General features: G+C 70.7%; 11 protein-coding genes. 5 read left to right on the forward strand and 6 right to left on the reverse strand.

What is annotated here, in order from left to right; translation table 11 throughout:
* Positions 1-34 precede the first annotated feature (34 nt).
* Positions 35-1,288: an MFS transporter gene (locus ASD90_RS04980; RefSeq protein ID WP_056752388.1), complete on the forward strand. Its 1,254-nt coding sequence runs from the start codon at positions 35-37 to the stop codon at positions 1,286-1,288.
* A 19-nt stretch (positions 1,289-1,307) separates the two neighbouring features.
* Here ASD90_RS04980 and ASD90_RS04985 read toward each other — a convergent pair whose 3' ends face one another.
* The 4 genes from ASD90_RS04985 to ASD90_RS05000 are packed head-to-tail and all read right to left on the reverse strand — an operon-like array spanning position 1,308 to position 4,447.
* Positions 1,308-2,381 carry an ABC transporter ATP-binding protein gene (locus ASD90_RS04985; protein WP_056752392.1) on the reverse strand — a complete coding sequence of 358 codons (1,074 nt, stop codon included), beginning with the start codon at positions 2,379-2,381 and terminating at the stop codon, positions 1,308-1,310.
* Positions 2,378-3,163: an ABC transporter permease gene (locus tag ASD90_RS04990; RefSeq protein ID WP_056752394.1), complete on the reverse strand. Its 786-nt coding sequence runs from the start codon at positions 3,161-3,163 to the stop codon at positions 2,378-2,380. Before ASD90_RS04990 ends, ASD90_RS04985 begins: the two co-directional genes overlap by 4 nt.
* A 37-nt stretch (positions 3,164-3,200) precedes the next feature.
* Positions 3,201-4,055: a molybdate ABC transporter substrate-binding protein gene (modA, locus tag ASD90_RS04995; RefSeq protein WP_056752397.1), complete on the reverse strand. Its 855-nt coding sequence runs from the start codon at positions 4,053-4,055 to the stop codon at positions 3,201-3,203.
* The gene (locus tag ASD90_RS05000; protein WP_056752399.1) at positions 4,052-4,447 is read right to left on the reverse strand and encodes a molybdopterin-binding protein; all 396 of its coding nucleotides are present in this window, start codon (positions 4,445-4,447) and stop codon (positions 4,052-4,054) included. Before ASD90_RS05000 ends, modA begins: the two co-directional genes overlap by 4 nt.
* Positions 4,448-4,624: 177 nt before the next feature.
* Here ASD90_RS05000 and ASD90_RS05005 point away from each other — a divergent pair, with 177 nt between their 5' ends.
* Genes ASD90_RS05005 through ASD90_RS05015 form a run of 3 tightly spaced genes read left to right on the forward strand, consistent with a single transcriptional unit; the run spans position 4,625 to position 5,954 of the window.
* Entirely contained in the window at positions 4,625-5,017 is a 393-nt protein-coding gene (locus ASD90_RS05005; RefSeq protein ID WP_056752401.1) for a helix-turn-helix transcriptional regulator, read from the forward strand.
* Positions 5,014-5,508, forward strand: a complete 495-nt coding sequence (locus tag ASD90_RS05010) for an SRPBCC family protein (RefSeq protein WP_056752405.1) — start codon at positions 5,014-5,016, stop codon at positions 5,506-5,508. Before ASD90_RS05005 ends, ASD90_RS05010 begins: the two co-directional genes overlap by 4 nt.
* Before the next feature lie 5 nt (positions 5,509-5,513).
* A complete protein-coding gene (locus tag ASD90_RS05015) occupies positions 5,514-5,954 on the forward strand; it encodes a VOC family protein (RefSeq protein ID WP_056752408.1) in 441 nt (146 codons plus the stop codon).
* Positions 5,955-6,061: 107 nt separating this feature from the next.
* Here ASD90_RS05015 and ASD90_RS05020 read toward each other — a convergent pair whose 3' ends face one another.
* Positions 6,062-7,594: a S53 family peptidase gene (locus tag ASD90_RS05020; RefSeq protein ID WP_056752410.1), complete on the reverse strand. Its 1,533-nt coding sequence runs from the start codon at positions 7,592-7,594 to the stop codon at positions 6,062-6,064.
* A gap of 365 nt (positions 7,595-7,959) precedes the next feature.
* On the opposite strand from ASD90_RS05020, the gene gabT reads away from it, so the two are divergent.
* On the forward strand, positions 7,960-9,297 hold the full coding sequence (gene gabT, locus ASD90_RS05025; RefSeq protein ID WP_056752414.1) for a 4-aminobutyrate--2-oxoglutarate transaminase: 1,338 nt from the start codon (positions 7,960-7,962) through the stop codon (positions 9,295-9,297).
* Between the two features lie 134 nt (positions 9,298-9,431).
* Here the strand turns inward: gabT and ASD90_RS05030 are convergent, their stop codons facing one another.
* Positions 9,432-11,813 carry an immune inhibitor A domain-containing protein gene (locus tag ASD90_RS05030; protein ID WP_056752416.1) on the reverse strand — a complete coding sequence of 794 codons (2,382 nt, stop codon included), beginning with the start codon at positions 11,811-11,813 and terminating at the stop codon, positions 9,432-9,434.
* Positions 11,814-11,898: the final 85 nt, after the last annotated feature.

Below are 11,898 nucleotides of genomic sequence, written 5' to 3' on the forward strand. Positions count from 1 at the left end.
GACGGCACGACCTCGCGGGCCCTACGGTCGACCCGTGCTCACGCTCCTGCGGCGTCCGCTGCGCGAGGCGGACGCGACGGCCACCTTCTACGTGCTGACGGCCGTCGCGGCGTTCGCGTATGCCGCGTGCTTCACGCTCAACCTCGTCTTCCAGTACCGCGTCGTCGGTCTCGACCCCTTCCAGATGGTGCTCGTCGGCACGGTGCTCGAGGCGACGTGCTTCGTCTTCGAGGTGCCGACCGGGATCGTCGCGGACCTGTGGAGCCGACGCGTGTCGGTCATCATCGGGTTCTTCCTCGTCGGCGTCGGGTTCGCGGTCGAGGGGGTCGTCGCGACCTTCGCCGCCGCGATCGTCGGCAACGTCATCTGGGGCATCGGCTACACGTTCACGTCCGGTGCGCTCCAGGCGTGGATCACCGACGAGGTGGGGGAGGCGCACGTCGCGCGGGTCTTCACGAGGGAGACGCAGCTCGACCTCGCCTTCGGCTTCGTCGGCATCCTCGCTGCCGGAGGGCTCGGCCTGATCGCCCTCAGGGTGCCGATCATCGTGGCGGGCGTGACCCTGGTGCTGTTGGCCGTGGGCCTCGCGGTGACGATGCCGGAGCGCCACTTCCACCCGACACCACGCGGCGAACGGGAGACGTTCGGGCACCTCAAGGACCAGTTCGTCGCGGGCCTGCGGATCGCGCGTGGGCGGCAGGTCGTGCGCGTCTTCCTCTTCGTCAGCGTGCTCGTCGGGCTCTCGAGCGAGGTCTTCGACCGCCTGTGGCAGGTGCACGTGCTCGACACGTTCGAGATGCCCGAGTTCCTCGGCAGCGACCCGGCCGTGGCGTTCACCGTGTTCGCGCTCATCGGCTCGGTCGTCTCGCTGCTCGCGTCCGGGGCGAGCGGCCGCTGGCTGCCGTCTCGGGTCGTCGACGAGAACCCGGGACTGCCGGTGGCGCTCGCGTCCGCGGCGCAGGTCGTGGCCGTCGTCGGGGTCGCCCTCCTCGGCAACCTGTGGCTCGTCCTCGCGGCCCTGTGGCTGCACAACGCGAGCAGCGCCTTCAGCGCGCCGATCCAGGCGACGTGGCTCAACCGCAACCTCGAGTCGGCCTCGCGCGCGACGGTGCTGTCGATGAACAGCCAGGCGAACGCCATCGGCCAGGTCGCGGGTGGGCCGCCGCTCGGCGCCCTCGCGACCCGGACCTCGATCCCCGTGGCCCTGCTCGTCTCCGCGGCGGTGCAGCTGCCGTCGGTGCTGGCCTTCCTCCGGATCCGCCACACCACCACCCGCTCACTCGAGTGAACAGAGTCGGCAGCCGGTTTCAGCGCGGGTAGGTGCGCACCTCGGTGGCCTTGACGGCGGCCCAGACGCCCTGACCGACCTGCAGGCCGAGCGCCGTGACCGACTCGAGCGTCACCTCGGCTGTGAGGGCCACGTCACCGACGAGACCGACGCGGGCCGACTGGCCCTGCATCGTCACGGACGCGATGCGCAGCCGCCACGCGTTGCGGGGCGACCCCTCCGGCTCGTGCCGGTGCAGCGACACCGCGCTCGGCGGGATCGTCGCCCACACCGCGCCCTCGGTCGGACTCGTCGTGACGATGAGACCACCGTCTGCCGTGTGCACGTGGCCATGTGAATCGCCGTGTGCGGCATACAGGTTGAGCCCGACGACCGTGCCGACGTACGCGCTCCGCGGCTCGCTCAGCACCTCGGCGGGCGTGCCCGCCTGCGTCACCCGCCCGTCCTCGACGAAGACGAGGTGGTCGGCGAGTGTCAGCGCGTCGAGCGGGTCGTGGGTGACGAGCACCGTCACCCCGTCGTATGCCGTCAGGCGGGCCGCGAGGTCGCTGCGCGTCCGTGCGCGCGTGTCGGGGTCCAGGGCGGCGAGCGGCTCGTCGAGGAGCAGCAGGGCCGGGTCGGTCGCGAGCGCGCGCGCGAGGGCCACGCGCGCCTGCTGACCGGAGGAGAGCTCCCGGGGTCGCGAGGTGGCGCGGTCGGAGAGGCCGACGCGTTCGAGCTCGGTGCGCGCGCGCTCCCGGGCCTCGTGCCGGCTGATGCCGCGGCTGCGTGGGCCGAAGGCGACGTTGTCGAGGGCGCGAAGGTGGGGGAAGAGCAGGCTGTCGGCCAGCATCAGACCGACGGCACGCTGCTCGGGTGCGAGGCGGCGACGGCCGTCGTCCCAGACGTCGCCCGCGACCCGGATGTGGCCCTCGCCGAGGGCGAGCACGCCGGCGAGCGCGAGGACGGTGGTCGTCTTGCCGCCACCGTTGGGCCCCAGCACGCCGATCACCTGGCCGGGCTCGGCCGTCAGTGCCACGTCCACCTCGATCTCCCCGCGTGACAGGCAGATCCGCGCGTCGAGGCCCTCGCCGGCGGGGACCAGCCTGCTCATCGGAGCCACCGTCCGCGCAGCACACCGAGCACGAGCACGCTGACCACGAGCAGCATGATCGAGATCGAGATCGCCACCTGCGGGTCACGCTCGAGCTCGACGTAGACGAGCAGTGGCAGCGTCTGGGTGCGCCCCGGGAAGTTGCCGGCGAAGGTGATCGTCGCGCCGAACTCCCCGAGTGCGCGCGCCCACGCAAGGGCCAGGCCACCGGCGATACCGGGCAGCACGAGCGGGATGCCCACCGTGCGCAGGTAGCGCAGGTCGCTCGCGCCGAGCGTGCGCGCCACCGACTCGAGCCGGGGGTCGAGGCCGCGCATCGCACCCTCGACGGCGAGCACGTAGTAGGGCATCGCGACGAACGTCTCGGCGAGCATGACCGCCACGGTCGTGAACGGGATCTGGATGCCGAACGGCGCCAGGTGCTGCCCGATGAGCCCGTTGCGGCCCCACGTCATGAGCAGCGCCACGCCGCCGACGACCGGCGGCAGGACGAGGGGCACGGTGAGCAGTGCCCGCACCCAGCTCGTGGCGCGGTGGTCGGAGCGGGCGAGGAACCAGGCCAGGGGAGTGCCCAGCAGCAGGCACAGGACGGCCGTGACCGACGTCGTCGTCAGCGAGAGCCGCAGCGCCGGAAGGACGGTCGGGGTCGCGAGGTCGGACGGGATGCGGGCCCAGTCGGCGCGGAGGAGCAGCGCGACGAGGGGCACGACGAGCAGCAGCAGGGCGAGCGCCGCCGGCACGCCGAGCGCGACCCGCGAACGCCACCGGCCGGCATACCTCATGTCAGGTCATCCTCCCGGTGGCCCGACGGCCCCCTGCTCAGGGCGCGCCGAAGCCGAACGACTGCACGGTCGCGAGACCCTTGGCGCTCAGCAGGTAGGCGACGAAGGCCTTGGTCGCCGCGTCGTCGGAGAGCCTGATGACGGGGTAGGACAGGCTCGTGTTGAACTGCGACGGGATCTCCACCCCGGTGACGGCGTCCTTCGCCGCGACGACGTCGGAGTGGTAGACCACGGCGGCGTCGGCCTCGGCGAGCTTGACCTTGGAGAGGGTCGCCTTGACGTCGACCTCCTTGCTCACGACGTTGGGCACGATGCGCGCCTTCTTGAAGGTCGCCTGCGCGGCCTTGCCGCACGGCACCGTGTCGGCACAGAGCACGACCTTGACGCTCGGCTTCGCGAGGTCGTTGATCGACGTGACCGCACCGGGGTTGCTCGGTGGCACGGCGATCTCGAGGACGTTGGTCGCGAAGCTCTGCGTGTCCTTGACGGCGGCCTGGTCGAGGGGCTCCGCCGCGGCCGTGCCGGCGAGGGCGATGACCGAGGCGGGTGCGCCGTTGTCGACCTGCTGCACGAGGGTCGCGCTCGACCCGTAGGACGTCTCGACGGTCACGCCGGGGTTGGCGGCCTCGAAGTCCGTCTTCAGCTGGTCGAAGGACTCGGTGAGCGACGCCGCTGCGAGGACCGTCACGGTGCCCTCGAGGGAGGCCGCCGAGGCACCGGACCTCCCCGGTTGTCCGGTGCCGTCGGCAGACGTGGTGGGGGTGCTGCTGCCGCACCCTGCGACGAGCAGGGCGGTGGCGAGGGTCGCGACGGCGGCCGCGACGGCCCGATGGGGGTTGCGGGCGCTCCGGGGGCTCCGGGGCGGCGCGGGGCGCGATGGCCCGGCGCTCACGCCGGGACCTCCACGACGACGTGGGTCGACTTGACGCTGGCGACGGCGACGGATCCGACCTCGAGGGCGAGGTCGTCGACGGACTCGCTCGAGAGCAGCGAGACGATGCGGAAGGGCCCGCACTGGAGCTCGACCTTGGCCATGACGGTGTCCCGGGTGATGGCGGTGACGATGCCGCGCATCCGGTTGCGGGCGGATGCGCCCCCGATGGCGCCGACCGCAGCCGGATGCGCGAGCTCCTGGGCCACCGCTGCGAGCTGGGCGCCGTCGACGGTGCGTCGGCCGGCGTCGTCGGTCGCCCCGTCGAGGCGGCCGGAGTCGACCATGCGCCGGACGGTGTCGTCGGAGACGCCGAGCAGCGAGGCTGCCTCGGTGATTCGCAGATGCGGCATGAGTGTGACATTACACCCGCAGGTGCGGGAGTCGCTGTGCTTGCGTATGCCGCGTGCGCTCCTCGAGCGCCCAGGGTCGGCCCCGCGGGTGGCGCGGTTGGTGGCGGCAGGGGGTTGACGGGAGGGATGGCACCGGCGTTTAATCAACGTATTAGTTGATCAAGGAGTTAGTTGACAATGATCCTCTCGCCCGTCTCGGAAGCCCACCTCGACCGCGCCTTCGCGGCCCTGGCCGACCCCGTGCGCCGCGCCATCATCGCCCGCCTCAGCCGGGGCGCCGCGACCGTCAACGAGCTCGCCGAGCCGTTCGAGATCAGCAAGCAGGCCGTCAGCAAGCACATCCAGGTGCTCGAGCTGGCCGGTCTCGTGAGCCGGACCCGCGACGCCCAGCGCCGTCCGGTCCACCTCGAGGCCGCCCGCCTCGAGGCGATGACGGCCTGGATCGACCGCTACCGGCTCGCCGCCGAGCAGCGCTTCCGGTCGCTCGATGCCGTCCTCGAACGCACCACCCAGCCCGCCATCCAGGCGGACGCAACCACACCGATCACCGACAAGGAGCAGCAGTCATGACCAACCCACTCACCCTCGACATCCCCGCGGGCAAGCCGTGGATCGACTTCACGCGCGAGTTCGACGCCCCCGTCGAGGCCGTGTTCAACGCCCACCGCGACCCCGAGCTCGTGCGCCAGTGGCTCGGGCCGCGAGGCTACGAGATGCAGATCGAGCGCTGGGACTTCACGTCCGGCGGCGGTTACCGCTACACGCACCGGGACGGGGACAACGTCTATGGCTTCCACGGCACGTTCCACACCGTGCGCGAGAACGACCTCGCCATCCAGACCTTCGAGTTCGAGGGTGCGCCCGATGAGGTCGCCATCGAGTTCATGCGCTTCGTCGACCTCGGCGACGGCCGCTGCCGGCTCGAGGGACACAGCGTCGGCCCGACCGTCGAGGGCCGCGACCTGATGGTCGAGAGCGGCATGGAGAAGGGCATGGCCCAGGGCTACGAGCAGCTCGACGAGCTGCTCGGCGTCGCCGCCCCCGCGACGGCGCAGGGCTGAGCGCCGTGGACTGGACCCTCGAGGTCGTCATCGTCCCGGTCAGCGACCTCGGGGCCGCGATCGCCTTCTACCGTGACCAGGTCGGCTTCGACCTCGACCACGAGACGCAGAACGAGCACATGCACATCGCACAGCTGACGCCGCGCGGCTCCGGGTGCTCGATCGTCGTCGGCGACCTCCCGTCGCAGAAGGCGATGACGCCCGGCTCGCTGCACGGCATACAGCTCGTCGTGCCGGACGCCGCCGCCGCGCGCGAAGAGCTCGTCGGCCGGGGAGTCGAGTGCTCCGAGGTCCAGGTCATCGACCCTCGCGACGGCGGCACGTTCTTCGGCTTCACCGACCCCGACGGCAACTCGTGGGCCGTCCAGGAGCTCAAGGTGCGGGCAGACAAGCCGCTCATCCCGCACGAGGCCCGCGGCCGTTTCGGTGAGGGCGTCGAGCTCTGACGCCCCGAGCGAAGTGCCCACTCGCGGTCGAGTGGGCACTTCGCCGGCGTCCGGGGCCACCGAGACCCCCGGTTCAGGCCATGACGCTCATGCACGCCTGCCGGTGGTCAGTTGCCGTGCACCGCCTGGACGAGATCGGGCAGCAGCACTCCCGCATTCGGAGTGCCGAGACCGGTCACCGGGTCCCACCCGGTCGTGGCCGGATATCCCGCAACGCTGGGATCGGCCGTGTTGTTGCCCAGTGTCACGTCGTAGAAGTCGGCGGCATACCGAGCGGGGTTGGCGCCGATCCGGTAGAGGCCCGGGTTGATCAGACCCAGCCCGCCGCCGTTGATCTGGTCGGCGATGGCGACGAGCCCCGCCCACTGGGGACAGGACAACGACGTGCCTCCGATGTCGTACCAGCCGGTGCTGCAGGGTGTGCTCCCGCAGAAGAGGCCGCCCGTGCCGTCGGGTGGCAGCGACAGGTAGACGAGCGCGCCCGTGCCCGCACTGGCCTGGAGGGCGATGTCGGGAACGCCGCGCTTGGTGCCGATCGGTGTGCTGCCGGTGGGCAGGGTCGACTGGTAGGCGGGGGTGTCGAAGACGTGGCTGAAGCCGCCGCCCGAGAAGGTCCACCCGACCTCGGCTGCGCCCGGGTTTGCCTGGCACTTGGCCGGGGGGTGGATGCTGTCGACGACGCGGCCGGCGCTCGCCTGGGCGTCGGTGCACAGGTAGGTGCCTCCCACTCCCGTCACGAGGGGGTCGGATGCCGGCCACTCCACGGTCGGGTAGGGGATGAGGGCGCCGCCGGCCTTCACCGGCTGCTTCATGGTGTTCGCCGTGCCGCCGTCACCCGACGACCCGAGCACCGTGACGCCGCTCTGGGCGGCGGAGACGAAGGCATGCCGGAGGTTGAGCAGCGACTGGGAGCTGCCGAAGGCGTCCTCCGCCGAGGCGAAGCTCTGCGAGATGACGTTCGCGAGGTGATGGTCGACGACGTACTGCTCGGCCGCCATCATCTGCGGGAAGCCTTGGACTCCGAGGGTCTCGGAGTTCGGCGTGGTGACGAGCAGGATGTTGGCGCCGGGGGCCATCGAGTGAGCCGTCTCGACGTCAAGGGCGACCTCGAGCGCCCAGGCGGCCTTGTCCTGCAGGCCGGTGCCCTTGCTGGTCGACGGTGGCGCCTTGGTCGCCGGGCTGCCCTGGAGCTGCAGCTCGCTGAAGGTCGGCATGCCGGCAGCGCACGACACCGACTCCTCGCCGCACATGGCGGGGAGCCCGAACGCCTGGTCGTACACGTGCAGGTCGTGCGCCATCGTGTCGCTGCCGTGGGAGTCGACGATGGCGATGGTCATGCCGCGGCCGTCGAGGTGACTGTCGATGAGGCCCTGGACGTTGTAGGCCGCGCGGGTCGACGTCGGCGTGAAGCACCGCCGCCCGACGGAGTAGCACTGCGCCTCCGTCGGCGGAGTCGTCGAGGCCGAGACCTGGACGTAGTCGGACACGGTCGGGTGCAGGCCCGACAGGGACGTGGTCGTCCGGGCTGGTGAGGCGGGTGCCGCGCTGACCGGTGCGAGGGCGCCGCTCGTGGCCGCGCCGAGGGTGGCGAGGGCGAGGGCGCTGATGGTCGCCACCGCTCTCGGCTGGGTGTGGATCATGGTTGCTCCGAGCTCCCCGAGTGCCTGTGATCTGCGGATCGATCCTTCGGCTCACCGGCGACACGACATCGTCGTCGACAGCCACTACTCAGGGAACCGCCGAAGCGAGGTCGCCACCACAACTCACCGGATATTCAGTGCGAGTTCACGGGTTTCTCGCAGAATCGAGAGTGCCCGGGTCGCTGTCGACACCCACCCACCCCAGGGCGCCGGAAGCCACATGTCGCTGGGTGCACATTCAGTCGTGTCTGCCGTGCTAGACGACGGTATGCGCGGCCCGAATGGGCAAGGAATCACGGAATGCGCACTTTCCGTGGAGGCGCCCGGGTTCCGTCCGGCCCTCGCCGGACGGCATACTGACCCCCATGAGCAACGTCCCCCAGCAGCGGCTCCTGCAGACCGCGATCCCCGGCCCCACGTCGGCCGCGCTCCAGGCCCGCAAGACGGCGGCCGTGTCCGCCGGAGTCTCCACCGGCCTGCCGGTCTACATCGAGCGGGCCGGCGGCGGCATCCTCGTCGACGTCGACGGCAACCAGCTCATCGACTTCGGCTCCGGCATCGCCGTGACGACCGTCGGCAACGCCGCGCCGCGCGTGGTCGACCGTGTCACAGCGCAGGTGCAGGACTTCACCCACACCTGCTTCATGGTCACGCCCTACGAGGAGTACCTCGAGGTGGCCGAGGCCCTCAACGACCTGACGCCCGGCGACCACGACAAGCGCACCGCGCTCTTCAACTCCGGCGCCGAGGCCGTCGAGAACGCCGTCAAGGTCGCGCGCCACTTCACCGGCCGCAACGCCGTCGTCGCGTTCGACCACGCCTACCACGGGCGCACCAACCTCACGATGGCGCTGACGGCCAAGAACATGCCCTACAAGCACCGGTTCGGGCCGTTCGCCGGCGAGGTCTACCGCGCCCCGATGAGCTACCCCTACCGCTGGCCGGGCGGCGCCGCCGACTGTGCGAAGGAGAGCTTCGACGCGTTCGTCACCCAGGTGCACGCGCAGGTGGGCGAGGACAACCTCGCTGCCGTCATCCTCGAGCCGATCCAGGGCGAGGGCGGGTTCATCGTCCCCGCACCGGGATTCGTCAAGCAGGTCGCCGACTGGTGCGCCGACAACGGCATCCTCTTCATCGCCGACGAGGTGCAGACCGGGTTCTGCCGCACGGGTGACTGGTTCGCGAGCGAGCACGAGGGCGTCGTGCCCGACCTCATCACGACGGCCAAGGGCATGGCCGGCGGCCTCCCGCTCGCCGGTGTCACGGGCCGCGCCGACGTCATGGACTCGATCCACGGCGGTGGCCTCGGCGGCACCTACGGCGGCAACCCCGTCGCGTGCGCGTCAGCCCTCGGCGCCATCGAGACGATGAAGGAGGAGGACCTCTGCGCCCGCGCCAAGCAGGTCGAGGCCCTCTTCGTGCCGCGCCTTCAGGCCCTCGCCGAGAAGTACCCCCAGATCGGCGACATCCGCGGCCGTGGGGCCATGCTCGCCGTCGAGCTCGTCAACGGCCCCGGCGACCTGACCCCGAACGCCGCCCTGACCGGCGCCGTCAACAAGGCCTGCCACGCCGAGGGGCTCGTCACCCTGACGTGCGGCACCTACGGCAACGTCTTCCGGTTCCTCCCGCCGCTCGCCGCGAGCGACGACCTGCTCTCCGAGGGGCTCGACATCTTCGAGAAGGCGTTCGCCGCCTCCGTCTGACGCACGTTCCCGAGTGCGTATGCCGTCCGGTTGCCTTGCAGCGCAACCAAGCCCGACGGCATACGCCCCCCCACGACAGTGAGGCCCGCCCCCGAACGGGGGGCGGGCCTCACTGCGTCACGGGGGGATCCGCGTCAGCGGAGCCAGACCTTGACCTGCATCGAGGTGCCGAACTGGTTTTCGATGCCGATGTTGACGCCGTTGTTCGGGACCTTGACGCCGGTGTACGGCGTGCTCGAGTACCAGAACTGCTTGGAGTCGTTGAAGACCGGCTTGGCCGCAGCACCGGCGACCGGGAAGGCCACCCCGTTCTTGTGGAACGTGAACGAGTCCGACTGCTGTGTCGAGAACGGCGCGTCGTAGCCGGCGATGCGCGCCCGCAGGAGCGTCCCGTCGGACAGCAGGCGCGGCTCGGGGTTGGCGTCGACCGGGAGGATCAGGCCCTCGCCGGGGTGGGCGCCGGTGTTGTTGTCGGCCTGCGAGGTGTCCCAGTAGCTGACGAGCAGGCCGTCCTGGTAGGGGAAGTGCTCCACCTTGTCGCCGTTGGTGTTGAGCCAGCCGAAGTTGTACGGCCCGCTCTTGAGGTACGAGTCGAACGACACGTAGTTGCGGTACGAGGCGATGTAGTAGTTGTCGTACGCCGTGGAGACGCTCGCCCCGACCGACGACCAACCGCTCGCCGTCCAGCCCTCGAGGCCTCCCTCGGCCCCGCTGTCGACGACGGTCGCGCCGTTGCTGACGACCTTGACGTCGTCGACGAACCAGCCGAGCTCGGTGTAGGCCGGGTCCGTGTGGTAGCGGAAGCGCAGCTGCACCGTCTTGCCCGCGTAGGCGGACAGGTCGAAGGACGCGTCCTTCCAGCCCATCTGGCCCTCGGCGCCGCCGCTCCAGCCGGTGATGCCGTTGCCCTCGGGGGCTCGGGTGTCGGTGCCGGGGATGGCCGTCCAGCCGGAGCCGTCGTTGACCTCGACGTAGCCGTAGTCGCAGCCGCAGTCCTCGATCGCGTAGTTCGTCGCGAAGGACAGCGTCGACGTGCCCGAGGCGAGGGCCACCGAGCGGGTCAGGGTCGCCTCGGTCGCGTTGGCGCGACCCCCGTAGAAGTCCTTCGAGCCCGTCCTCGGGGTGACGAGGGGCGAGACGACGTTCTTCTTCGGCAGCGGGACGATGACCGCCTGCTTCTTGTCGGTGTTGTACTCGTGCGGGCCGACCATGACCTTGGTGCCCTTGGCCGTCGGCGTCACGACCTGGTAGTCGAGCCAGCCGAGGAAGAGCTTCTCCCACGCGCCGAAGTCCGAGCCGCGCGCGCCGATGGACTGGTCGTTCGGACCGGCCTGGCGGCTCTGGCTCATCATCGACCACCAGTTGACGCCGTTGTCGGCGCCGGTGGCGGAGTCGTAGAGGTCGGGCAGGCCGAGGTCGTGGCCGTACTCGTGCGTGAAGACGGACATGCCGCCGTTCTCGGGCTGGATCGTGTAGTCACCGACCCACATGCCGGTGTCGGCGATCGGGGTGCCCGTCGCCCCGCCGGGACCGCCGGCCGCGGTCGAGGCGTACCAGCGGTGCGACCAGACGGCGTCCTCACCCTGGTAAGGGTCGCCATCGGCCTGGTCGCCACCGGAGTGCACGATCTGGAAGTGGTCGATGAAGCCGTCGGGCTCGTTGAAGTTGCCGTCGCCGTCGACGTCGTAGCGGTCCCACTGGTCGTACAGCGCCAGGTCGGCCTTGATCTGGTCGAGCGTGCGGCCGGCGGCCTTCTGGTCGGCAACCCACTGGTTGACCGCGTCACGGACGAGCGCCCACGTGTTGTTGCAGACGTTGCCGGCGCACGGGTAGCCGTTCGAGCGGCCGTAGCGGGCCTCGTTGTAGCGCACCTTGACCCAGTCGGAGACCTCGCCGTCGATGCTGTAGCGGCCCGAGCTCTGGCGCTCGTACCACTGCTTGACGCTCTCCTGGGTGCCGCCCTGGCCGATGGGGCCGCCGGCACCGAAGTAGAGGTTCTGGAAGTACTCGCGGCTGTAGTTCGCGTTCCAGTTCGTCGAGTTGTCGAGCGTGCGGTCCGGCTCGGGGATCGCGTTGTGCAGCGGGCCCTCGAACGTCGTCGGGCCGGGCGTGGCCGGGTCCGTGTCCTGGTCGGGGTAGCGCGATTCGCGCTCGTTGCCGAACTCGGCGAGGATCACGAAGATCTTGTCGGTGCCCTCGCGGCTCAGCTCGACGTACTCGTCGGTGGGGCCCTTCCCGCCGGTCGCGCCCTTGACCTTGACGACGGTGCTGTTGCCCTTCTTGACGGGCGTGGCGGTGCCGTTCAGCACCTGCTTGATCGCCGTCTCCTTGAGAGCGCGGCGCTTGTCCTCCCTGGGGTTGGGGAGCTCGTCCGACCCCTTCTGGGCGGCGGCGTCGGCCGGCTGGTGGGCGACCCGGTCGACGGTCGGTTGGGCGCCGACCATGGGAGCGCCGACGGCGACCCCCATGCCGGCTGCGAGAGCGAGGCTGAGCAGCCCCCTGGACGTCCTGCGCACTGATCCTCCTCGACTGGCAGCCGTCGTCGGCCGCCGGTCCGCGCGATGCGCGTGGCCCGATCCGGGTCACGCGCACCAGTGGTGT

This window comes from Terrabacter sp. Root181, assembly GCF_001428505.1.
GTDB lineage: Bacteria > Actinomycetota > Actinomycetes > Actinomycetales > Dermatophilaceae > Terrabacter.

Excerpts from the sequence above, each read along its gene's own strand:
- ASD90_RS04985 (WP_056752392.1), bottom strand. The coding sequence starts at position 2,381 with ATGAGCAGGCTGGTCCCCGCCGGCGAGGGCCTCGACGCGCGGATCTGC.
- ASD90_RS04990 (WP_056752394.1), bottom strand. The coding sequence starts at position 3,163 with ATGAGGTATGCCGGCCGGTGGCGTTCGCGGGTCGCGCTCGGCGTGCCG.
- ASD90_RS05000 (WP_056752399.1), bottom strand. The coding sequence starts at position 4,447 with ATGCCGCATCTGCGAATCACCGAGGCAGCCTCGCTGCTCGGCGTCTCC.
- ASD90_RS05005 (WP_056752401.1), top strand. The coding sequence starts at position 4,625 with ATGATCCTCTCGCCCGTCTCGGAAGCCCACCTCGACCGCGCCTTCGCG.
- ASD90_RS05010 (WP_056752405.1), top strand. The coding sequence starts at position 5,014 with ATGACCAACCCACTCACCCTCGACATCCCCGCGGGCAAGCCGTGGATC.
- ASD90_RS05020 (WP_056752410.1), bottom strand. The coding sequence starts at position 7,594 with ATGATCCACACCCAGCCGAGAGCGGTGGCGACCATCAGCGCCCTCGCC.
- gabT (WP_056752414.1), top strand. The coding sequence starts at position 7,960 with ATGAGCAACGTCCCCCAGCAGCGGCTCCTGCAGACCGCGATCCCCGGC.